The 21,446-nt window shown below is 66.9% G+C and carries 19 protein-coding genes and 1 riboswitch; of the genes, 9 read left to right on the top strand and 10 right to left on the bottom strand.

Going from position 1 to position 21,446, the window contains the following annotated elements:
• Positions 1–225 precede the first annotated feature (225 nt).
• Together uraH and AC24R4_RS12340 are read left to right on the top strand one after the other, a co-directional pair.
• Complete coding sequence (gene uraH, locus AC24R4_RS12345) at positions 226–579, top strand: hydroxyisourate hydrolase (protein ID WP_153947558.1); 354 nt, start codon at positions 226–228, stop codon at positions 577–579.
• Positions 580–610: 31 nt separating this feature from the next.
• Positions 611–1,822, top strand: coding sequence for a urate hydroxylase PuuD (locus tag AC24R4_RS12340; RefSeq protein ID WP_400391583.1), 1,212 nt, complete (start codon positions 611–613; stop codon positions 1,820–1,822).
• Positions 1,823–1,944: 122 nt separating this feature from the next.
• On the opposite strand, the gene AC24R4_RS12335 is transcribed toward AC24R4_RS12340, so the two are convergent.
• From AC24R4_RS12335 to xdhA, 7 genes are all read right to left on the bottom strand, one after another.
• The gene (locus tag AC24R4_RS12335) at positions 1,945–2,520 is read right to left on the bottom strand and encodes a TMEM165/GDT1 family protein (RefSeq protein ID WP_153947560.1); all 576 of its coding nucleotides are present in this window, start codon (positions 2,518–2,520) and stop codon (positions 1,945–1,947) included.
• 30 nt (positions 2,521–2,550) lie between these two features.
• Positions 2,551–2,772: riboswitch (yybP-ykoY riboswitch) on the bottom strand.
• 67 nt (positions 2,773–2,839) lie between these two features.
• Positions 2,840–4,021, bottom strand: a complete 1,182-nt coding sequence (locus AC24R4_RS12330; RefSeq protein WP_400391580.1) for a fatty acid desaturase — start codon at positions 4,019–4,021, stop codon at positions 2,840–2,842.
• Positions 4,022–4,195: 174 nt separating this feature from the next.
• Positions 4,196–5,539, bottom strand: a complete 1,344-nt coding sequence (guaD, locus tag AC24R4_RS12325; RefSeq protein ID WP_400391577.1) for a guanine deaminase — start codon at positions 5,537–5,539, stop codon at positions 4,196–4,198.
• An 84-nt stretch (positions 5,540–5,623) separates the two neighbouring features.
• Positions 5,624–6,688, bottom strand: a complete 1,065-nt coding sequence (locus AC24R4_RS12320) for an adenosine deaminase (protein ID WP_400391574.1) — start codon at positions 6,686–6,688, stop codon at positions 5,624–5,626.
• Positions 6,689–6,731: 43 nt separating this feature from the next.
• Positions 6,732–7,736, bottom strand: a complete 1,005-nt coding sequence (gene xdhC / locus AC24R4_RS12315) for a xanthine dehydrogenase accessory protein XdhC (protein ID WP_400391571.1) — start codon at positions 7,734–7,736, stop codon at positions 6,732–6,734.
• A gap of 33 nt (positions 7,737–7,769) precedes the next feature.
• Positions 7,770–10,148, bottom strand: coding sequence for a xanthine dehydrogenase molybdopterin binding subunit (gene xdhB / locus AC24R4_RS12310; protein ID WP_400391569.1), 2,379 nt, complete (start codon positions 10,146–10,148; stop codon positions 7,770–7,772).
• Between the two features lie 11 nt (positions 10,149–10,159).
• Positions 10,160–11,656: a xanthine dehydrogenase small subunit gene (xdhA, locus tag AC24R4_RS12305; RefSeq protein WP_400391566.1), complete on the bottom strand. Its 1,497-nt coding sequence runs from the start codon at positions 11,654–11,656 to the stop codon at positions 10,160–10,162.
• Positions 11,657–11,934: 278 nt separating this feature from the next.
• Between xdhA and AC24R4_RS12300 the strand changes: the two genes are divergently transcribed.
• The 7 genes from AC24R4_RS12300 to AC24R4_RS12270 all read left to right on the top strand — a co-directional run bounded on the left by AC24R4_RS12300 (position 11,935) and on the right by AC24R4_RS12270 (position 18,625).
• Entirely contained in the window at positions 11,935–12,891 is a 957-nt protein-coding gene (locus tag AC24R4_RS12300; protein WP_153947567.1) for a LysR substrate-binding domain-containing protein, read from the top strand.
• A 121-nt stretch (positions 12,892–13,012) separates the two neighbouring features.
• Entirely contained in the window at positions 13,013–13,639 is a 627-nt protein-coding gene (locus tag AC24R4_RS12295) for a DUF4126 domain-containing protein (protein ID WP_400391563.1), read from the top strand.
• Between the two features lie 27 nt (positions 13,640–13,666).
• The gene (locus AC24R4_RS12290; protein ID WP_487523184.1) at positions 13,667–16,222 is read left to right on the top strand and encodes an ABC transporter permease; all 2,556 of its coding nucleotides are present in this window, start codon (positions 13,667–13,669) and stop codon (positions 16,220–16,222) included.
• A 6-nt stretch (positions 16,223–16,228) separates the two neighbouring features.
• On the top strand, positions 16,229–16,648 hold the full coding sequence (locus tag AC24R4_RS12285) for a group II truncated hemoglobin (RefSeq protein WP_400391557.1): 420 nt from the start codon (positions 16,229–16,231) through the stop codon (positions 16,646–16,648).
• Positions 16,635–17,237, top strand: a complete 603-nt coding sequence (locus AC24R4_RS12280; protein WP_400391554.1) for a DUF924 family protein — start codon at positions 16,635–16,637, stop codon at positions 17,235–17,237. Before AC24R4_RS12285 ends, AC24R4_RS12280 begins: the two co-directional genes overlap by 14 nt.
• 96 nt (positions 17,238–17,333) lie before the next feature.
• Positions 17,334–18,044: a TetR/AcrR family transcriptional regulator gene (locus tag AC24R4_RS12275; protein ID WP_029050993.1), complete on the top strand. Its 711-nt coding sequence runs from the start codon at positions 17,334–17,336 to the stop codon at positions 18,042–18,044.
• Entirely contained in the window at positions 18,041–18,625 is a 585-nt protein-coding gene (locus tag AC24R4_RS12270) for an LOG family protein (RefSeq protein WP_400391551.1), read from the top strand. Before AC24R4_RS12275 ends, AC24R4_RS12270 begins: the two co-directional genes overlap by 4 nt.
• A 106-nt stretch (positions 18,626–18,731) precedes the next feature.
• Here AC24R4_RS12270 and AC24R4_RS12265 read toward each other — a convergent pair whose 3' ends face one another.
• The 3 genes from AC24R4_RS12265 to AC24R4_RS12255 form a co-directional block, all read right to left on the bottom strand.
• Positions 18,732–19,229, bottom strand: a complete 498-nt coding sequence (locus tag AC24R4_RS12265) for a diacylglycerol kinase (RefSeq protein ID WP_400391548.1) — start codon at positions 19,227–19,229, stop codon at positions 18,732–18,734.
• Complete coding sequence (locus tag AC24R4_RS12260) at positions 19,156–20,274, bottom strand: glycosyltransferase family 4 protein (protein WP_400391545.1); 1,119 nt, start codon at positions 20,272–20,274, stop codon at positions 19,156–19,158. The genes AC24R4_RS12265 and AC24R4_RS12260 overlap by 74 nt, the downstream gene beginning before the upstream one ends.
• Before the next feature lie 105 nt (positions 20,275–20,379).
• Positions 20,380–21,375 (bottom strand): UDP-2,3-diacylglucosamine diphosphatase, encoded by a 996-nt coding sequence (locus AC24R4_RS12255; protein WP_400391543.1) that lies wholly within the window; start codon positions 21,373–21,375, stop codon positions 20,380–20,382.
• Positions 21,376–21,446: the final 71 nt, after the last annotated feature.

Genomic DNA, 21,446 nt, shown 5'->3' with positions numbered 1-21,446 from the left:
TTATTTGGATATGCAAGCACCATTGTCAACAAAACCGACCTAGGTTTTCGACAACTACGGGTATTTACCGAGTTGTCATCAGGATAGGGCGGGCGCATTGTCGCCTCGCACCAATCCAGCGCCGGGATGCGTTGAAACACGTACCGAGCGGGCACCATTTCCCACAAATGGTGCTAGTGAAGGCAGCGGCGCCCCTCACAACCCACACTCCAAAGGAAGAACAGGATGGGACGCTTGACCACTCACGTTCTCGACACCGCCGCCGGGACGCCCGGTGCCGGCATGTCGGTTACCCTGCATAAGATTGTCGACAATCGTCGCGAGACCCTGAAGTCGATCCAGACCAACCACGACGGCCGTGCCGACCAGCCCCTGCTGGAAGGCGCCGACCTGCAGCCTGGGGTCTACGAACTCGATTTCGGCGCTGGCGCCTACTTCCGTGCCCAGGGCGTGAAGCTGCCCGAGCCGGCATTCCTTGATGTGGTGACGCTGCGTTTCGGCATTGCCGACACGAACGCGCACTACCACGTGCCCCTGCTGGTGTCGCCGTGGTCGTATTCGACCTACCGCGGCAGCTGAGTCAAGGCGGACGGGAACAAGGAGACAAGTCATGGAAGGCTACATTCTCGACTGGGCCAATCTGCTGTTGCGCTGGCTGCACGTCATCACGGCGATCGCCTGGATCGGTTCGTCGTTCTACTTCGTCTGGCTCGACAACAGCCTGACGCGCCCCACCGATGCCGGCCTGAAGGACAAGGGCGTGGACGGCGAGCTGTGGGCCGTGCACGGTGGCGGCTTCTACAATCCGCAGAAGTACCTGACCGCGCCCAAGTCGCTGCCCGAGAACCTGCACTGGTTCTACTGGGAGTCGTATTCCACATGGATGAGCGGCTTTGCGCTGCTGGTGGTGCTGTACCTGTTCAACGCCAGTACGTTCCTGATCGACAAGAACGTCTACGACATGTCGCCCGGCGCAGCCGTCGGCTTTGCCGTGACGTACCTGATCGTCGGCTGGGTGGTCTATGACGCGATCTGCCGCATCTTCGGCAAGAGCGACCGGACCGTGGGCATTCTGGTGGCGGTGTACGTGGCCGTGGCCGCCTTCGCGGCCTGCCATATCTTCTCGGGCCGCGCGGCATTCCTGCTGACCGGCGCGATGATCGCCACGATCATGAGCGCCAACGTGCTGTTCTGGATCATCCCGGGCCAGCGCAAGGTGGTGGCGGCACTGAAGGCCGGCCAGCCGGTGGACCCGATCCACGGCAAGCGCGGCAAGCAGCGCAGCGTGCACAACACCTACTTCACGCTGCCGGTGCTGTTCGCGATGCTGTCGAACCACTACAGCATGACGTACGCGGCCAAGAACAACTGGCTGGTGCTGATCCTGGTCATGCTGGCCGGTGTGCTGATCCGTCAGTTCTTCATCCTGAAGCACAAGGGCAAGATCAATTTCGCGTGGCCGACGGCCGGTGTGGCGTGCCTGGGCCTGGTGGCATTCCTGATCGCCCCGCAGCCGCGCCAGCCAGTGGCCAAGGGCGCCGACGGCGACGCCGCCGCCACGGCCGTGAGCTTCGTGAAGGTTCAGGAAATCATGAACACGCGCTGCGTGCAGTGCCACGCCGAGCAGCCGAAGATGATGCCGACGGCCGCCAAGGGTATCAAGCTCGACAGCGTCGACGGCATCAAGTCGCACGCCCAGCTGATCTACCAGCAGGCCGTGCAGCAGAAGGCCATGCCGCTGGGCAACGTGACCCAGATTACGGACGACGAACGCGCGCTGCTGGGCCAGTGGTTCGAGGGCGGCGCCAAGACCACCAACTGATTTGACCGGGCATCGGTGATCGACGGTCCGGAGGCTGCGCAGTCGGCAGCCGGCTGTACCGGACCGGCGAGGGTTTGAGCGGGGCTTCGGCCCCGTTTTTTTATGTCTGCTGCCGATGTGGGTCAGCCGCCCACGTTGAACAGCGCCAGCAGGCCGAGCACCAGGAAGATCGCCGCGGCAATCTTGTGCACCAGCGCGATCGGCATCTTGTTGGCAAAGCGGTCGCCCAGCAGCACGGCCGGCGCGTTGGCCAGCATCATGCCGAACGTCGTGCCCGCCACCACAGCCAGCACTTCACCATGGAAGCGCGCCGCCAGGGCCACCGTGGCGATCTGCGTCTTGTCGCCCATTTCGGCGAAGAAGAACGCCACGATCGTCGTGCCCAGGATGCCCAGCGCGCCCTTGACCGGCTTGGCTTCCTCGGCGTCGTCGAGCTTGTCCGGAATCAGCATCCAGCCTGCCATCGCAATAAAGCCAAGGCCAAGGATCCAGCGCAGCAGGTTGGCGCCCAGCATGCCGGTGATCCAGCCGCCCAGCGCGCCGGCAAAGCCGTGGTTGACCAGCGTGGCGATCAGGATGCCGAGAATGATGGGAAGGGGCTTGCGATACCGTGCGGCCAGCACGAGCGACAGCAGCTGCGTCTTGTCGCCCATTTCGGCGAGCGCGACGATACCTGTGGAGACGAGGAACGATTCCATTTTTATTGGTGCATGAACCGGGCCGCAAACGCATCTCGCGAGATGCCAATGACACACACCTTTCCCGGCCCGGCCAGAAAGGTATGGTCATCGGTCTCGCCAGGCGTCGGACACAAGGTCCTTGGCTGCGCACGCCATAACCGCCTGCCATGTCGGCATTTGGTCAAGTCTGTTGACGTACGCCCCTGTCTTCCGGGTGCCGCATTGCGCGGCGCGGTCAGATCAGGGCGGCTACTCCCCAATGGAAGCCCGCATTGTAGCCAGACCGATGGATCATGTCCATCGATCTGGCGTTTTTACGATACCTTGCGAATGATTCTCAGATCGGGACCGGGCTGTTCTCGCTGGTCTGCCGACCGCGGAAATCGGTCCAGCACAGCGCCTTGAAGTCATAGAGCTTGCAGCGCCGCGCGGTCTGGAAGTACCAGCGCCACGAGAAGTTCTCGATGATGATGCGTCCCGGCAGCGCGTGCTCCAGCAGCGCCTGGGCGCGCTTGAGTTGATACAGCGGCACGCTCATGTCCACGTGGTGTGCCGTGTGCTCCATGATGTGATGCAGTGCCGCGCCAATCCCCATGCCGAAGCGCAGATGCACGGTTGTCGACACGAACGGCTGGGCCTTGGCCCACATCGGCTTGGTGTCGTACCAGGCCACGCTCGTATGCGTGTGGTGCACATAGAGCACGAAGCCGACCGTGGTGTTCCATACCAGGAAGGGCAGCACGAAGCCGGTGCCGATCATCAGCAGCACGGACTGGTCGGTGGCAATGGCCAGCCACGCCAGCGCGCCGATCCACAGCGCGCCGAAGGCCGCGACAAGCGCGCAGTCCCACATGAAGATCGCGCGGCGCGTGGCCATCTGGCGCTTGCTCGGGAAGAACAGCTTGAACCACCAGATTTCGATCAGGTAGTACAGCCCGGCGCCGAAGCCGTTGCGGTAGATGCGTTCCATCACGCGGCGACAGCGAGGCAGCGCGCGGAATTCCTCCAGCGAGTAGGGCGCCCAGACGAAGTCGAAGCCCTTCAGGTTCGTGTAGCCGTGATGCACGACGTTATGGCCCACTTCCCACAGGCTGTATGGCGTCAGCGACGGCAGGAAGGTCAGCCGGCCCAGCCATTTGTTCAGGCCGCGATGGTCGGTCAGGCTCTGGTGGCAGGCATCGTGGCCGATGATGAACAGCCGCGCGATGATCAGGCCCGCCAGCACGCCCAGGCCCACCTTGGCCCACCATGCCGACAGCAGCACCACGCCGGCCAGCACGGCCGCGAACAGCGCGTAGTCGAACGCGAACAGGAACAGCGCGCGCGACGTGCTGCGCTGGCCCAGCGGGATCAGCCAGCTGCGGATGGTCTTGCGATTGGGAAACGGTGCCTCGAAGGCGATCGGTTCCGGCAGGGAAACGTTGCCGGAAGGGCGGGTCTGTCGGGAGGCGCCGGGGGCGGCCGCCGTGCCGATGTCTTGGGCATCGGCAGGGGAAATCGTGTCGGATCGGGCAGTCATCGATGGTCCAGCGAGTCGGAATGCGGTGGCGCCCAGTCTTCGAGGGCGCACGGATGCGACAGGCTAGAAGGGTTTGATGACGGTTGTGTTGATTCCGGTCAATACAAGACCTCTAAAAGGGGCTTTTCGTTCGCATGCGACCGGAAAGCCCCTTGTCGAAGTGGCGAGCCGTCGTCAGGCTGCCAGCGGCGCATCGGCCGAAGCCTGCTCGCCCATGATGTAGACGCTGTCGATCACGCGGTCGTCGCCCAGCATCGCAAACGCGAACAGTTGCTCCTCCAGCGATGCCGAGCGATGGCTGCGACGCGCGATCAGCGGCGTGGCCTCGGGGTCCAGCACCACGAAGTCGGCCTCGCAGCCCGGCTCGAAGCTGCCGATACGGTCCTGCCAGCCCAGCGCCTCGGCGGCGGCGCGCGTGGCCAGGTAGAACATGCGCAGCGCGGTCAGGTGATAGCCGCCCATGCGGGCGACCTTGTGGGCCGCGTTCATCGTGCGGAACATCGAGAACGACGTGCCGCCGCCCACGTCGGTGGCCAGCGTCACGTTCAGGCGGTTGGCGTCGGACTGGTGGAAGTCATAGAACCCGCTGCCCAGGAACAGGTTCGACGTGGGGCAGTGCGCCACGGCCGCGCCGCTGTCGGCCAGCCGGCGGCGGTCCTCGGGGTCCAGGTAGATCGCGTGGCCGTAGAACGCGCCCGGACGCAGCAGGTTGTAGCGGTCGTAGACGTCCAGGTAGCTGCGCGCGTCGGGAAACAGCTCGCCCACCCATTTCACCTCGTCGCGGTTCTCGGCCACGTGCGTCTGGATAAACACGTCGTCGTGGGCGCGGGCCAGCTCGCCGCAGGCGGCCAGCTGTGCTTCGGTCGATGTCGGCGCAAAGCGGGGCGTGATGGCATAGGCCAGGCGGTCCTTGCCGTGCCACTTCGAGATCAGGTCGGCCGATTCGCGCGCGCCGGACTCGGCGGTGTCGCGCAGGAAGTCGGGGCAGTTGCGATCCATCAGCACCTTGCCCGTGATCATGCGCATGTTGCGCGCCTGGCTGGCCGCGAACAGGCCGTCGGCCGAGGCGGCGTGCACGGTGCTCCAGACCATGGCCGTGGTGGTGCCGTTGCGCAGCAGTTCGTCGGTGAAGAAGTCGGCCACGCCGCGCGCGTAGGCGGCGTCGCTGAAGCGGCGTTCCTCGGGGAACGTGTAGGTGTCGAGCCAGTGCAGCAGCCCCGGCGACGGCGACGCGATGATGTCGGTCTGCGGATAGTGGATGTGCGTGTCGATAAAGCCCGGCACGATCAGCTTGCCGCGATGGTCGATCACCTCGGCACCGGCAGGCATCTCGCCCGCCAGCCTGTCGTACGATCCGACGGCGGCAACGCGGCCGGCCGTCACGATCAGCAGGCCGTCTTCCCAATACTGATAGGCATCGTCATGAAACTGCGGGTCGCGCAGAAAATGAAGGATGCGGCCGCGGATGGCGCGGGTGACGGCACCATGGGTGCGGGGGGCGGGGGAAGTCGTCGTCATCGTCTTGTCTCGGGGCGGCCGGCGCCCCGCCCGTGCCTGTCTGGCAGCGGGCGCGGCGTCCGGCGTTCTGGGTATGCGCCCGCTTTAGCTCGTGGAAGTCACGTGGGCCGTCGCGGGCGGGGTCATGGGCGCGGCCGACCAGAAATGGTCGACCTCCGCCAGGAATTCGGCCTTCTGCACGGCAGGCAGGAAGGCCGCTTCAAAACTGTTGCGCGCCAGCTTGTGGGCGTCGGCCGCATCCAGCGGCAGCGCGTCGAACGTGGCTTCCCAGTTGGCGTTCATGTAGCCGCCAAAGTAGGCCGGATCGTCCGAGTGCAGCGTCACGGCCACGCCGGCATCGAGCAGCTGCTTGAGCGAATGGTCGCGCAGGTCCGGATACACCTTCAGCTTCTGGTTGGACAGCGGGCACACGGTCAGCGCAATGCGTTCGCGCGCCAGCCGCGCCACCAGCGCGGCGTCGTCGATGGCACGCACGCCATGGTCGATGCGCTCGACCTTGAGGATGTCCAGCGCGTCGGTCACGTACTGGGCCGGGCCTTCCTCGCCGGCGTGCGCCACCAGGTGCAGGCCCAGCGTCTTCGCCTTGGCGAACACGCGCGCGAACTTCTCGGGCGGGTTGCCACGTTCGGACGAATCCAGGCCCACGCCGACAAAGCGGTCGCGGTAGGGCAGTGCGGCCTCCAGCGTGGCAAACGCGTCTTCCTCCGAAAGGTGGCGCAGGAAGCACAGGATCAGGCTGCTGGAGAAATCGTATTCGGTGCGGGCCTGCGCCAGTGCGTCGGAAATGCCGTCGATCACGGTGCCGATCGGCACGCCGCGCTCGGTATGGGTCTGCGGATCGAAGAAGATCTCGGCATGGCGCACGTTGTCGGCCACGGCGCGCTTGACGTAGTCCATCGTCATGTCGAAGAAATCTTCCTCGGTCAGCAGCACGCTGGCGCCGGCGTAGTAGATGTCCAGGAACGATTGCAGGTCGGTGAACGCGTAGGCCGCGCGCAGCGCCTCCACGTCGGCGTAGGCCAGCTTGACGTGGTTGCGCTGGGCCAGCCGGAAGATCAGCTCGGGTTCGAGCGTGCCTTCGATATGCACGTGCAGTTCGGCCTTGGGGGTACGGCGGATCTTGTCCGCCAGCGCGGCATCGATGGTCATGGGGCCTCTTTTCTATGCTGACAGCCGGATCGCGGCTGTGCTGTTACGGAAGCACCGCCTCCAGCCGGTTGGCACGCAGCGCGGCGATGCGCTGCTCGCGAACCTGCAACAGCTGGGCGACGATGGCAACCGCAATCATAGCCGGAGCCTTGTCGGTGATGCCCGCCACCCCCATCGGACACGTCATTTCCGGCAGGCGTGCCGGGTCCACGCCGTGTTCCACCATGCGGTGCTCGAACCTGGCGCGCTTGGTCTTCGATCCGATCAGGCCGAAATAGGCAAAATCGGTGCGCCGGAAGATCCGCTCGCAAAGCTGCTGGTCCAGCGCGTGGCTGTGTGTCATGACGATGAAGTACGCGCCGAGCGGCGCCTGGTCGACCACGGACTCGGGCGTATCGGTGGCCTCGGCCTCCACGCTGTCGGGCAGTCCGCCCGGGAACAGCGTGTCGCGTTCGTCCACCCAGTGCACGCGGCACGGCAGCGTCGACAGCACCTTGACCAGCGCATGGCCCACGTGCCCGGCGCCGAACAGCACCACGTGCATGTCGTCCGGCACCAGCGTGTCGGTCCACGTACCGTCCGCGTGCAGCACAGCCGTATGCAGCATCGCGCGGCTGGCTTCGACCGTGATCGCGCCGTCCGGCGGCACCGTGCGTTGCAGTGCGCGACCGGCCCGGAACGCGGTCTCGACGGCATCGAGCCACGCCAGGTCGGCTTCGCCCAGTACCTCGAAGGCCAGCTTCACCACGCCGCCGCAGCACTGGCCCAGGGCCGGGCCCAGCGGAATGCGCTCGATACGGCGATGTGGATTGCCGCGCACATGACGGTTGGCCAGCATCGCGCGCGCGATATCCATGCCGCGCCATTCCAGATGGCCGCCGCCGATGGTGCCCACCAGGTCGGTGGCCGTGACCAGCATGCGGATGCCGGGCTCGCGCGGCGCGGAACCCTTGACGTCGACGATGGTGACCATCGCCACGGGCACGCCGGCGCGCACCCAGCGGGCGGCATCGGCGAAGCGGAACGGTTTGAGCGGGGCGTCCTGCATGGTGGTCTCTCTTGCTGTCTGGCGTGCCTGGGGTCAGGCGGGTACGGCTTCGGTGCTGGCGGCCTGCGTGGCCATCGCGGCCTGCACGGCTTCCACCGCATCGAGGATGGCTTCGCTGGTGGCGGGCGCGCGCAGCGGCGGGTTGACCTGGTAGTCGCCCACGGCGGCAATCGCGTCGCGGATCGCGAAGAACACCGAGAACGGCAGCAGCAGCGGCGGCTCGCCCACGGCCTTCGACCGGTGGATGCTGTCCTCGACGTTGCTGTTCTGGAACAGCCGCACGTGGAAGTCTTCCGGGCAGTCGTTGATCGTCGGGATCTTGTACGTTGACGGTGCGTGCGTCATCAGCTTGCCGTTCTGGTTCCACCACAGTTCCTCGGTGGTCAGCCAGCCCATGCCCTGGATGAAAGCCCCTTCCACCTGGCCGATGTCGATGGCCGGATTCAGCGACTTGCCCGCGTCATGCAGCGCATCGGCGCGCAGCAGCTTCCATTCGCCGGTCAGCGTGTCGACGATCACCTCGGCGCACGCGGCACCGTAGGCGTAGTAGTAGAACGGCCGGCCGTGCAGCGCCTTCTGGTCCCAGTACAGCTTGGGCGTGGTGTAGAAGCCGTCCGACCACAGCTGCACGCGCGCCACGTAGGCCTCGCGGGCCAGGTCGCCAAACGGCAGGCGCAGTTCGCCGGCGATCACCAGATCGTCGTTGAAGCGCACCGCCTCGGGCTCCACGCCGGCCTTGCGGGCGGCGAAAGTGGCCAGGCGCTCGCGGATCTGCCGCGCGGCGTCCTGCGCGGCCTTGCCGTTCAGGTCGGCACCCGTGGATGCCGCAGTCGCCGACGTGTTGGCCACCTTGCTGGTATCGGTCGCCGTCACGCGCACGCGCTCCATGCGGATACCGAGTTCGTGTGCCACCACCATCGCCACCTTGGTGTTCAGACCCTGGCCCATTTCGGTGCCGCCGTGGTTCACCAGCACCGACCCGTCGTTGTAGACGTGCACCAGCGCGCCGGCCTGGTTGTAGTGCGCCACGTTGAACGAGATGCCGAACTTGACCGGCGTGATGGCGATGCCCTTCTTCAGCACCGGGCTCCTGGCGTTGAATTCGCGCGTGGCGGCGCGGCGGCCCTGGTATTCGGACGTGGCCACGAGTTCGTCGATCAGCTCGTGGATGACGTTGTCTTCCACGGTCTGGCCATACGGCGTGACGTTGCGCTCGCCCTTGCCGTAGAAGTTGGCGCGGCGCACATCGAGCGAATCCTTGCCCACGTTGCGCGCCACGTTGTCGAGGATGTACTCGATCGCGAACGCCCCCTGCGGGCCGCCAAAGCCGCGGAAGGCGGTATTGCTCTGCGTGTTGGTCTTGGCGCAATAGCCGTCGATCTGCACGTTCGGCAGCCAGTAGGCGTTGTCGAAGTGGCAGATGGCGCGCGTCATCACCGGGCCGGAGAGGTCGGCCGAGAAGCCGGCGCGCGACACCATTTCCACGCGCACGCCCTCGATGCGGCCATCGTCGTCATGGCCCACGTCGAAATCGAACGTGAAGTCGTGGCGCTTGCCGGTGATCATCATGTCGTCGTCGCGGTCCGGACGCAGCTTGACCGGGCACAGCAGCTTCCAGGCCGCCAGCGACGCGCAGCACGCGAACATGGCCGACTGCGATTCCTTGCCGCCAAAGCCGCCGCCCATGCGGCGGCATTCCACCAGCACCTGGTGCGCATGCCAGCCCAGCATGTGGGCCACGGCGTGCTGCATCTCGGTCGGATGCTGGGTCGAACACCAGACGTGCATGCCGTCGTTTTCCCGTGGGGCGGCATAGGCGATCTGGCCTTCCAGATAGAACTGTTCCTGGCCCCCGAGCTGGATCTTCGCGTGGTCGCGGTGCCGGGCCGCGTCGATATGCCGGGCCGGTTCGCCGCGCGTCAGGTGCATCGGCGGCAGCACGTAGCTGCCGGCCGCGTGCGCGGCTTCGGGCGTCAGCACCGGGGGCAGGTCTTCGTAGTCGATATCGGCCAGGCGGGCGGCGCGGCGCGCGGCGTCGTGGGACGAGGCCACCACCACGAAGATCGGCTGGCCGATGAACTGCACCACGTCCTTCGCCAGGATCGGATCGTCGTGGATGATCGGGCCGCAGTCGTTGACGCCGGGAATGTCGTCCACGGTCAGCACGGCCACCACGCCGGGCGCCTTGCGCACGCGGTCCAGGTTGACGTGTTTCAGCCGTGCATGGGCCTTGGTGCTCATGCCCAGGGCGGCGTGCAGCGTGCCGGCCAGCTCGGGGATGTCGTCGGTATAGGTGGCGGTGCCGGCCACGTGCAGATGGGCCGATTCGTGCGGGCGCGAAATGCCGACCACCGGGGTGGATTCGGCGGCCACGCTGGCGTCGAGCAGGAAGGGTTCGGTTTGCTTGTTCATGGGGGCTCTCCTCAGGCGCTCACGGTTTCACCGGCGCCCATGGCGCGGACGTTGACCATGGCGGCGGGCAGCGCGCCATCACGCGTTTCCAGCCAGAAGCGATAGAGCAGGTTGGCGGCGCCACGGCTGCGGTAGGCGGCAGTGGCCCGCATATCGGTCAGCGGCGTGTAGTCCTGGCCCAGCGCGGCCATGCCGGCGCGGGCGGTGGCCTCGTTCCACGGCTGCCCGGTCAAGGCGGCCTCCGCCAGCGCGGCGCGCCTGGGCGTGGCGGCCATGCCGCCAAAGGCGATGCACGCGGCCGTGACGATGCCGTGCTCGACCGTGATGCCGAAGGCGGCGCACACGGCGGAGATGTCCTCGTCGAACCGCTTCGACAGCTTGTAGGTGCGGAAATGCTGCGGCCCCTTCACCGGCACGCGCAGCGCGGCCACGAATTCGCCTTCGGCCATGGCTGTCTTCTGGTAGGCCAGGTACAGGTCCTCCAGCGGCATCGTGCGGCGCACGTCCCCGTGCTGCAGCACCACTTCGGTGCCCAGTGCAATCAGCGCGGGCATGGAGTCGCCGATGGGCGACCCGTTGGCGATGTTGCCGCCCAGGGTGCCGGCATTGCGGATCGGCAGCGACGCAAAGCGTTTCCACAGCTCTTCGAGCTCGGGATGGGCGGCATTCAGCGCGGCGTAAGCCTTTTCCAGCGTCACGGCGGCGCCGATCTCGATAAAGCCATCGCGCTCGGTGACCGTGTTCAGGTCTTCCACCTGGCCGACGTAGAGCAGGTTACCCAGCTCGCGGAACTGCTTGGTCACCCACAGGCCCACGTCGGTGCTGCCGGCCAGGATGCGGATATTCGGCTCGGCGGCCTTGATCGCGCCGAACTCGGCGGCGGTGCGCGGGGCGTAGAAGTGCTGGCCGCCCGCGCGGTAATGGAACGTCTCGCCACGCTTCAGGTTGCGCAGGGTGTCGGCGATCTGCTTCGGGTTCAGGCGGCTGGCGGTCGGGGCGGGCAGGGCCATCATGCGCTGGCCGGCATCGACGATCGGGCGGTAGCCGGTGCAGCGGCACAGGTTGCCGGTCAGGGCGTCGCAGATGTCCTGGCGCGCGGGCGGTTCGCCGCCGGGCGTGTGCTGCTGGTAGAGCGCCCACAGCGACATCACGAAGCCGGGCGTGCAGAAGCCGCACTGCGAGCCATGGCACTCGACCATCGCTTCCTGCACCGGGTGCAGGGCGCCGTCGGCCTGGCGCAGGTCTTCGACCGTGATGAGGGCCTTGCCATCGAGCGTGGGCAGGAACTGGATGCAGGCGTTGACCGCCTTGAATTCGACGTTGCCGTCGGCCTGCAGGTCGCCGATCACCACGGTGCAGGCACCGCAGTCGCCTTCGGCGCAGCCTTCCTTGGTGCCCGTGCAGCGCACGTCTTCACGCAGGTACTGCAGCACGGTACGGGTTACGGGGGCGTCGGATACTTCCTGGACCTGGCCGCGGTGGAAAAAGCGGATGGTTTGCGTCTCCATGGTCTTCTCTCTTTCGGGGATGGCTGCAAACATAGCATCAGGCCTTTTCCTGCAATATTTGGCCCATGTGATATGCCCCATCAAGGCGCGTGCCGGGGGGCGGCCCGTGCCCGCCATCGCTGCCCCGGGGCGGCCTGGCGCCGATCTACGGGTCTACCCGTAGTGCATCGGGACGACTGGCCGGATTTGACCGCATCCCCGGTGGCTGTCTTACACTATGCGCCGTTCCCTTCCCCCACGCCACCCACGCCCGCCAAAAGAGCCAGGTGGCACCTGCCATGCACGGACGCGACCATCTCGATACCTATTTGCTGCGGGTACTGCACACCCTGCTGACCGAGCAGAGCGTGACCCGCACCGCCGTCCGCCTGGGCCAGTCGCAGCCGGCCATCAGCAACACGCTCAAGCGGCTGCGCGAAATCACCGGAGACGCCATCCTGGTGCGCGGCAAGAGCGGCATGGTGCCAACCGAGCGCGGCCGCGAACTGCTGCTGCTGGCCGAGCAGAGCCTGGCGGCGATGGATCGCATCGCCCGTCCGCCGCAGCAGTTCGATCCGGCCACCACCACGCGGACGTTCCACCTGGGCGCGCCCGACTACCTTGACGCGTTCTTCCTGCCGAATATCGTCGAGCGCGTGCGCCGGCTGGCGCCGGGCGCCAAGCTGTTCGTGCATCCGATGACGCAGTCCACGGACTTCCTGGACGCGCTGGAGCAGGGCCACCTGGACATCGTGGTCGGCAACTGGCTGTCGCCGCCCGAGCACCTGCACATCTCGCCGCTGTTCGACGACGAGGTGGTCTGCATGCTGGGCGCCCAGCACCCGCTGGCCCGCCATGGCCTGACCCTGCGCCACTACCTGGAAATGCCGCACCTGGCGCCCGCGCCGTATGCGTCGATGCAGCGCAGCATGATCGACCAGGCGCTGGCCGAGCAGGGCTACAAGCGCAATATCCAGGTCACCCTGCCGTATTTCGGCCTGGTGCCCTACGTGCTGATGAAGACCGACATGGTGTTCACCACGGGCCGCCAGTTTGCCGCCCACTACGCGCAGTACCTGCCCATCCGCATGGTGCCGTCGCCGGTGACGTTCCCGCGCATGCGCTTCTACCAGCTCTGGCACGAACGCTGCCATGCCGCCCCGGACGTGATGTGGCTGCGCCGCATGATCGCCGAAGTGGCCTCCGACCTGCCTCAGCTTCCCCGCCTGGAATCGGCACCGGCCAGCCAGGCCTGACCAAAGTGCCTTGCGCTGTACTTGCGCCGACCGCCGTCCTGACGCCCCGGGAGGCCCCCTGGCCGCCGCTGGCGTTACACTCACCGGACGTTGAACGCGCGCTCGGTCGCGAGGAGCTTCCATGCTGGAAACCGCTGCGCTGGCTGCGGGCATGTCCTGGGCCAGTGGCCTGCGCCTGTACCTGGCCGTGCTGACGGCGGGCGTGCTGGCCCGCCTGGGCTGGCTTGACCTGCCATCGGGGCTGCAGGTGCTGTCGTCCTGGTGGGTGATTGGTGTGGCCGCGGCGATGACGGTGGCCGAATTCGTGGCCGACAAGGTGCCCGGCTTCGACACTGTCTGGGACGGCATCCAGACCTTTATCCGCATTCCGGCCGGGGCGATCCTGGCCGCCGCCGCGTTTGGCCACTTGGACCCGCAGTGGACCGTGGCGGCCGGCCTGATCGGCGGGACGCTGGCCGGCACCGCCCATGCCGCCAAGGCGGGCACGCGGGCGCTCATCAATGTGTCGCCCGAACCTTTTTCGAACTGGGTGGCCTCATTCACCGAGGATGTCGGCACGGTCGGCGGGCTGTTGCTGGCGTTCTTCCTGCCGGTCGTGTTCCTGATCCTGCTGGTGCTGTTCCTGGTGCTTGCCGCGTGGCTGGTGCCCAAACTGTGGCGCGGCGCGCGACGGCTGCATGCCAGCCTGCGCGACAAGACACAGCCGGCGTCCCGGCCGCCAGCAAAACAGCCGCCGCATCGTCCCTGAGACCCTTTTGCCAACCGTCAGCCGAACATGTCGACTGCCTCCGATCCCGTTGTTCCCCAAGCAAGGTTTTCCGCGTGGCGCCAGGCCCTGCGCATGGCGCGCCGCGACTGGCTGGCCGGCGAGCTGACGCTGCTGCTGTTCGCGCTGGTGCTGGCCGTGGCCGCGCTGACCAGCGTGGGCTTTCTGGCGGACCGCATGCGCCTGGGGCTGGAGCGCGACGCGCGGCAGATGATTGCCGCCGACGTGCTGCTGATCTCCGACCAGCCGTTCGACGCCGCCTTCAGCGACCGGGCCCGGCGCGATGGCCTGCACGTGGCGCAGACGGTGACCTTTCCGAGCATGGCCACGGCGCGGGCCGTCGGCGCGCCGGCGCAGGGCGAGGCGCCGAGCCAGCTTGGCGCGCTGAAGGCCGTGACCGACGGCTATCCGCTGCGCGGCCGGCTCAAGGTCGCGCAGACGCCCGGCGGGCCGGAATCGAACGCCGAAGGCATTCCGGCCCCCGGCACGGTGTGGGTGGACGAGGCGCTGCTGACCGCCCTGAACCTGCGGGTCGGCGACGGGCTGCAGCTTGGCAGCAAGACGTTCCGCATCGACCGGATCATCACCCAGGAACTGGATCGCGGCGCCGGCTTCATGAACTTCGCGCCGCGCGTGCTGCTGCCGATGTCGGATCTGGATGCCACGAAGCTGATCGGCTGGGGTAGCCGCGTGACCTACCGCCTGCTGGTGGCGGGTCCCGATGCCGCCGGCGACGCCTATCGCAAATGGGCCACGGCCGAGATCGAACGGCGCCACCTGCGCAATACCCGCGTGGAATCGCTGGAGTCGGGGCAGCCCCAGATGCGGGCGACGCTGGACCGCGCCGAGCGGTTCCTGTCGCTGGTGGCGGTGCTGTCGTCGATGATCGCGGCGGTGGCCATTGCGATGTCCGCGCGCCGCTACATGCAGCGCCACACCGATGCGTGCGCGGTCTACAAGTGCATGGGACTGTCGCGCGGCCAGATCCTGGCCGCATTCGGCATCGAGTTCCTGCTGCTGGGCCTGGGGGGCGCGCTCGTGGGCGTGGCGCTGGGCTACGCGGCGCACTACGGGCTGCTGATGTCGCTGGGCGGGCTGCTGCAGGTGTCGCTGCCGCATCCGTCGTGGGTGCCTGCGGTGGTGGGCGTGGCCGCCGGGCTGGTGCTGCTGACCGGGTTCGCGCTGCCGCCGCTGCTGGCGCTGACGCGCATCGCGCCGCTGCGCGTGTTGCGGCGCGACGTGGGCGTGCCGCCCATTTCCGCCTGGGTGGCGTATGCCTTGGGCCTGGGGGCGTTCGTGGCGCTGCTGATGGTGGCGGCCCGCGATCTCAAGCTGGGGCTGACCACGGCGGGCGGATTCGCTGGCGCCGGCGTGGTGTTTGCGCTGCTGGCCCTGGGGCTGCTGATGGCGCTGTCGCGCACCATGCGCGGGCGCGCCAGCGGCAGCGTGGGCTGGCGCTTTGCGCTGGCGGTGCTGGAGCGGCGCCGCGGGGTTACCGTATTGCAGACCGTGGCGCTGGCGGTGGGGCTGATGGCCTTGCTGCTGCTGGGCATGACGCGCAACGACCTGATCGATTCCTGGCGCAACGCCACGCCGGCCGACGCGCCGAACCGCTTCATCATCAATATCCAGCCCGACCAGCGCGAGCCGCTGCGCACCATGCTGGCCAGGAGCGGGGTCGATGACCTGCTGTTCCCGATGGTGCGCGGACGCCTGATCCAGATCGGCGACCGTCCGGTGCAGGCCAGCAGCTACCCCGACGGCCGCGCGCGCAACCTGGTGGAGCGCGAGTTCAACCTGTCGTACATGGACAAGATGCCCGACGGCAACGAGGTGGTGGCTGGCCGGTGGGAAGGCGGCGCGTCGGTGGAGGAAGGCATCGCCAAGACGCTGCATATCCGGCTGGGCGATACGCTGCGCTTCGACGTGGCCGGCCAGATCGTCGAGGCGCCGGTGACATCGCTGCGCAAGCTCGAATGGGGCTCGATGCGGGTCAACTTCTTCGTGATCCTGCCGGTGGCGAAGATGCAGGGGCTGCCCGAGACCTACATCACGTCGTTCTACCTGCCGCCGGCCAAGGCGGCGCTGGGCAACCAGCTGACCGCCGCGTTCCCGAACATCACCGTGGTCAACACCGACCTGATCCTGCGCCAGATCCAGAACGTGCTTGACCAGGTGATCGCGGCGGTGGAGTTCCTGTTCGTCTTCACGCTGCTGGCCGGCGTGACAGTGCTCTATGCGGCACTGTCGGGTGCGCGCGACGAGCGCAAGCGCGATGCCGGCCTGCTCAAGGCGCTGGGCGCGCCGGCGTCGCTGGTCCGGCAGACCCAGTATGCGGAATTCCTGGTGGTGGGCGGGCTGGCCGGCTTCCTGGCCAGCCTGGGCGCGATCGGCGTGGGCTGGGGGCTGTCGCAGTTCGTGTTCGACTTTCCGTATCGCTTCAACGCGTGGATTGTGCCGGTCGGCGTGGTTTCTGGCATGCTGTGCGCTTTTGCCGGCGGCTGGCTCGGCCTGCGCGAGGTGCTGCGGCAGCCGGCGCTGGCCACGCTGCGCGATGTGAACTGATTGGCCATGATTACCGAACCTGCAGAACCCGAAGACAACCGCGAAGACATCACCGCCTACGAACTGATTGGCGGGGAAGGGCGCGTGCGCGAGCTGGTCGACCGCTTCTACGACCTGATGGACCTGGAGCCCGAGTTCGCCGGGCTGCGCGCGCTGCACCCACCCACACTGGACGGCTCGCGCGACAAGCTGTTCTGGTTCCTGTGCGGCTGGCTGGGCGGTCCGAACTACTTTATCGAACGATTCGGGCATCCGCGCCTGCGGGCGCGCCATCTTCCGTTCGAAATCGGCACCAGCGAGCGCGACCAGTGGATGCGCTGCATGGCGCTGGCCATGCAGGACGTGGGGCTGCCCGAGTCGCTGCAGATGCGCCTGATGCAGGCGCTGTTCCAGACCGCCGACTGGATGCGCAATGTCCAGCGGTAAGGCGTTGCCGACGGCGGCGCAGGCCGTGCTCGCGTTCTGGTTCGGCACGCCGGGATCGCCCGAATGGGATGGGTCGCGGCGCGAGTGGTTCGCCAAGTCGGACGACTTCGATGCCAGGATCCGCGACCAGTTCCTGCCGGTCTGGCAGGCCGCCCACGACGGGGCCGACGATGACTGGTCCGTGACGCCCGAGGGCGCCTGCGCGCGCATCGTGCTGCTGGACCAGTTCCCCCGCAACATGTTCCGCGGCGATGCGCGCAGCTTTGCCACCGATGCGCAGGCGCTGGCCGTGGCGCGGCGCATGCTCGCCGAGGGTTGGGACCGGCAACTGCCGACGGCCTGGCATCGCGTGTTCTGCTATCTGCCGTTCGAGCATGCCGAGTCGCTGGCCGACCAGGATATCTCCGTGCGCCAGACCACGGCGCTGCGCCAGGACACGGCCGGCCGGGTCGATGTCGTGGAATGGGCCATCAAGCATCACGAGATCATCGCGCGCTTTGGCCGCTTCCCGCACCGCAATGCGGTGCTGGGCCGCGAGAGCAGCGCCGAAGAGCTGGCCTTCCTGAAACAGCCCGGATCGCGCTTCTAGGCGCCTCCTGTGCCGGAAACGCCGCTTGGGGCCGGGGTGCCCGGCCCGGTGTGCTTATAATCGCAATCCTGCCGTTACACAGTCTTTCCGATACCCATGGAAGCCAAACCGCAAGCCGGTCCGCGCCGTACCCGAGACCGCATCCTCGACGTGTCGCTGCGCCTGTTCAATGAACTTGGCGAGCCCAACGTCACCACCACGACGATTGCGGAAGCCATGGAAATCAGCCCTGGCAACCTGTACTACCACTTCCGCAACAAGGACGACATCATCAACTCCATCTTCGTGCGCTTCGAGCAGGAGATGGAGCGCCGCCTGAAGATGCCGGAAGACCACAAGGCCACGCTGGGGGAAAGCTGGGGCTACCTGCAGTACATGTCCGAGTTCCTGTGGAACTACCGTTTCCTGTATCGCGACATCAACGACCTGCTGGCGCGCAACCGGATGCTGGAGACCAACTTCAAGCGCATCGTCGACCAGAAGAAGCGGTTCGCGCTGGAAATCTGCCGCCAGTTCCAGGAAGACGGCGACATGGAAGCCACGCCCGAGCAGGTCGATGCGGTGTGTACCAATATTGTTGTCATTGCTACCTACTGGCTGTCGTTCCAGTTCGTGCAGCATCCGCGCCAGTACAACGATCCGGAGCAAATTCGCGGCTATCTGCACGGGTCGAGCTATCACATCTTCTCGATCCTGGCGCCATACCTGCGCGGCAAGGCGCGCGAGGCATTCGACCAGCTGGCGCGCGAGTACGCCGCGGAAAAGGCCGCGGCCGAGGCGGCCAAGGCCGAAAAGGACAAAAAGTGAAATCGGTTTGCGTGTATTGCGGTTCTAGTCCCGGCTTCCGGCCGGAATACGCCGAAGCGGCCAAGGCACTGGGCCAGACCATGGCCGAACAGGGCCTGGCGCTGGTCTATGGCGGCGGCAAGGTGGGGTTGATGGGCATCGTGGCCGATAGCGTGCTGGCGCACGGCGGCACGGCCATCGGCGTGATTCCCGACGCGCTGATGCAGAAGGAAGTGGGTCATCGCGGTCTGACCGAACTGCACGTGGTGCGCAACATGCACGAACGCAAGCAGATGATGGCTGACCGGTCCGACGCCTTCATCGCCATGCCCGGCGGCGTGGGCACGTTCGAGGAACTGTTCGAGACGTTCACGTGGGCGCAGCTTGGCTATCACGACAAACCGGTGGGCCTGCTCAACGTGGCCGGCTTCTACGACGGCATGCTGGCGTTCCTGCATCACGCCGTGGACGAGGGGTTCCTGAAGCAGGTACACGCCGACATGCTGCACGTATCGACGTCGCCGCAGGACCTGCTCGGCCAGCTGGCCGCCGCGCCTCGCGTGCGCGTGGACAAGTGGCAGGCAGGCCGCGAGAAGACGTAAGCCGGAAAGCCTGCCGCGATGGAAAACGCCGCCAGCGATGGCGGCGTTCTGCTTTCTGGCGAAACGACGAGCCGAACGGGCGAGCCGAAGCGGCAGTTTCAGGGGCCTAGTTCATCAGCATCCCGATCCACCGCACGACGTGCGGGCCGCCGATCGCTATCCACGTGCCGCCGCAGAGAATCAGCGCCAGCATCACCGCCGCACTGCCGAAATCCTTGGCGCGCTTGGATAGGCTGTGGCGTTCCAGCGAAATCCGGTCGATGGCCGCTTCCACGCTCGAATTGAGCAGTTCCACGATCAGCACCAGCAACAGCGTGCCCAGCAGCATCACGCGTTCGACCACGGAGACGGGCAGGATGAACGCACAGGGCGTCAGGATGACCACCAGCGTCAGTTCCTGGCGAAACGCGCTTTCTTCCAGCACGGCATAGCGCAGGCCCGACAGCGAGTTGATCGCCGCGTGCCAGGCGCGCGTCAGGCCACGGTTGCCCTTGTGCGGATTGTTGGCAATCGAGTAATCGGTTTCCACCTCAGCCGCCACCCGGGTGGCGGTCGACCGGTGCAGCGACGGATCGGGCGGTAGCGTGGGTTGGGGCTTGACCATGATCGGGTGCGACGGAAGGTTCCGGATGATCGGATCCGCCAGCCGCGCTGGGCAGCGGACGCAGATGCGCAAGGAACTGCTCGGATGCCGCGCGCCACGAGAACTTCTCCGCGTGGGCACGGGCGGTGGCGCGGTCGATGCGCAGCGCCTCCAGGCAGGCCTCCCGCAAGTCTTCGTGCATCACGCCGGCCGGGCTGTCGCCAAGCACGTCGATCGGACCCGTCACCGGATATGCCGCCACGGGCAGCCCACTGGCCAGGGCTTCCAGCAGGACCAGCCCGAAGGTGTCGGTCTTGCTGGGAAACACGAAGACGTCTGCCGAAGCATACACCTTCGCCAGTTCCGGCTGCTTGAGCACCCCGAGGTAGTTGGCGGTCGGATAGCGCGCCTTCAGCGTGGCCAGTGCCGGGCCATCGCCCACGACCCACCTGGAGCCGGGCAGGTCGAGCTGCAGGAACGCTTCGACGTTCTTCTCGACGGCCACGCGGCCCACGTACAGGAAGATCGGATGGGCGGTGTTTAAAACGTTCGCTCGCTGCGCGGTGAAGACGTCCAGGTCCACGCCGCGCGTCCACAGCACGCCGTGCGTGATGCCGTAGTCGTGCAGGTCCTTCAGCACCACCGGGGTGGGGGCCATGACGGCACGCGCCGGGCCGTGGAACCAGCGCAGGAAGCGATAGGTCCAGGCCAGCGGCACGCCGAAACGCGCCTGCACGTATTCCGGAAACCGCGTGTGGTAGGCGGTGGTGAAGGGCAGCTTGTGCTTCAGGGCATAGGCGCGCGCGGCCAGCCCCAGCGGGCCTTCGGTCGCGATATGCAGGGCGTCCGGCCGGAACGTGTCGATCCGGCGGCGCACCTTGGTGGCCGGCAGGATCGACAGGCGGATCTCCGGATAGGTCGGGCACGGCACCGTGCGGAATTCCAGCGGGGTGAGCAGATCCACCGTGTGACCCATGGCTTCGAGTTCGCGGCGGGTCGACTTGAGCGTGCGAACCACGCCGTTGACCTGCGGTTCCCATGCGTCGGTGACAATCATGACTCTCATTGAGGCTCCTTGGGACGGCAGCGCCGTGGTGTTGTGGGGGGGCGGGTCCAGCCGATGGGCAGTGGCGCGCGGGCCGGGCCAGGCGGCGGCCCGGCCCGGGCCCTGTCAGGCCGCGATTTCGGCGGTGCGGCGGCGCCGGCGGGTGGCCGGCACGGGTGGATCGATCAGCGTGGTCCAGTAGACGATCTTCAACTCGCCTTCCATGGTTTCCACCAGCGCCGACAGGCTTTCCACCCAGTCGCCGTCGTTGCAGTAGAGCTGGCCGTCCACCTCGCGGATCTCGGCCTTGTGGATGTGGCCGCAGACCACGCCATCGCAGCCACGGCGGCGCGCCTCGTCCACCATCGCGTGTTCGAAGGAATGGATGTAGCTCACTGCGTTCTTGACCTGATGCTTCAGGTACTGGGACAGCGACCAGTAGTCGAATCCGAGTCGCGCGCGTACGCGGTTGAAGTGACGGTTCAGCGCCAGGATCATCGTGTAGAGCGAATCGCCAAGGTAGGCCAGCCATCTGGCATGCTGCACGACCCCGTCGAACAGATCGCCATGCACGACCCACAGGCGCTTGCCGGTGGCGGTGACGTGCACGGCGTCCTCGCGCACGCTGACGTCGCCGAAGGCCAGGCCGTCGAACTGGCGGGCACCTTCGTCGTGGTTGCCGGGGATGTAGATCACCTCGGTGCCCTTGCGCGCCTTGCGCAGCAGCTTCTGCACCACGTCGTTGTGGCTCTGCGGCCAGTACCAGCCACGGCGCAGTTGCCAGCCGTCGATGATGTCGCCAACCAGGTAGAGCACATCGGAATCGTTGTGCTTGAGGAAGTCGAGCAGGTAGGTGGCCTGGCAGCCCGGCGTGCCCAGGTGGATATCGGACAGCCAGATGGCGCGGTAGCGTTGCGCCGAAGGTTCTGCAGTAGCCGGCGGGCGGTGGCCGGCGTCGGCGGGGTCGCGCTGGGGGGTGGCCCGGGCAGGGGACAGATCGGCCTGCGGTGGCATGAACGCCGCGTAGGCGGCAGACATCGAGAGCGTCGTGTCAGGCTTGCCGCGCAGGCGCTGCGCAACCCTCGACAAACTCACGCGTGCAGATCGGATGGCTTGAACCATGGTGGCCCCGGTATCGGCGATGGCTGCATTGAGCCAGTGCCGCATGACGGAGCCGTGACGGAAACATGAAT

The organism is Cupriavidus sp. CER-90, from assembly GCF_057652055.1.
The sequence above is the reverse complement of the archived record's forward strand: the minus strand, read 5'-3'. Positions and strand labels throughout refer to the sequence as shown.

What these genes read in the sequence shown, in the direction of transcription:
- AC24R4_RS12320 (WP_400391574.1), bottom strand. Translation starts at nt 6,688, where the DNA reads ATGACCATCGATGCCGCGCTGGCGGACAAGATCCGCCGTACCCCCAAG.
- AC24R4_RS12280 (WP_400391554.1), top strand. Translation starts at nt 16,635, where the DNA reads ATGTCCAGCGGTAAGGCGTTGCCGACGGCGGCGCAGGCCGTGCTCGCG.
- xdhB (WP_400391569.1), bottom strand. Translation starts at nt 10,148, where the DNA reads ATGAACAAGCAAACCGAACCCTTCCTGCTCGACGCCAGCGTGGCCGCC.
- AC24R4_RS12285 (WP_400391557.1), top strand. Translation starts at nt 16,229, where the DNA reads ATGATTACCGAACCTGCAGAACCCGAAGACAACCGCGAAGACATCACC.
- AC24R4_RS12265 (WP_400391548.1), bottom strand. Translation starts at nt 19,229, where the DNA reads ATGGTCAAGCCCCAACCCACGCTACCGCCCGATCCGTCGCTGCACCGG.
- AC24R4_RS12260 (WP_400391545.1), bottom strand. Translation starts at nt 20,274, where the DNA reads ATGAGAGTCATGATTGTCACCGACGCATGGGAACCGCAGGTCAACGGC.
- AC24R4_RS12255 (WP_400391543.1), bottom strand. Translation starts at nt 21,375, where the DNA reads ATGGTTCAAGCCATCCGATCTGCACGCGTGAGTTTGTCGAGGGTTGCG.
- AC24R4_RS12330 (WP_400391580.1), bottom strand. Translation starts at nt 4,021, where the DNA reads ATGACTGCCCGATCCGACACGATTTCCCCTGCCGATGCCCAAGACATC.
- AC24R4_RS12335 (WP_153947560.1), bottom strand. Translation starts at nt 2,520, where the DNA reads ATGGAATCGTTCCTCGTCTCCACAGGTATCGTCGCGCTCGCCGAAATG.
- xdhA (WP_400391566.1), bottom strand. Translation starts at nt 11,656, where the DNA reads ATGGAGACGCAAACCATCCGCTTTTTCCACCGCGGCCAGGTCCAGGAA.
- AC24R4_RS12290 (WP_487523184.1), top strand. Translation starts at nt 13,667, where the DNA reads ATGTCGACTGCCTCCGATCCCGTTGTTCCCCAAGCAAGGTTTTCCGCG.
- xdhC (WP_400391571.1), bottom strand. Translation starts at nt 7,736, where the DNA reads ATGCAGGACGCCCCGCTCAAACCGTTCCGCTTCGCCGATGCCGCCCGC.
- AC24R4_RS12300 (WP_153947567.1), top strand. Translation starts at nt 11,935, where the DNA reads ATGCACGGACGCGACCATCTCGATACCTATTTGCTGCGGGTACTGCAC.
- uraH (WP_153947558.1), top strand. Translation starts at nt 226, where the DNA reads ATGGGACGCTTGACCACTCACGTTCTCGACACCGCCGCCGGGACGCCC.
- AC24R4_RS12340 (WP_400391583.1), top strand. Translation starts at nt 611, where the DNA reads ATGGAAGGCTACATTCTCGACTGGGCCAATCTGCTGTTGCGCTGGCTG.
- guaD (WP_400391577.1), bottom strand. Translation starts at nt 5,539, where the DNA reads ATGACGACGACTTCCCCCGCCCCCCGCACCCATGGTGCCGTCACCCGC.
- AC24R4_RS12295 (WP_400391563.1), top strand. Translation starts at nt 13,013, where the DNA reads ATGCTGGAAACCGCTGCGCTGGCTGCGGGCATGTCCTGGGCCAGTGGC.
- AC24R4_RS12275 (WP_029050993.1), top strand. Translation starts at nt 17,334, where the DNA reads ATGGAAGCCAAACCGCAAGCCGGTCCGCGCCGTACCCGAGACCGCATC.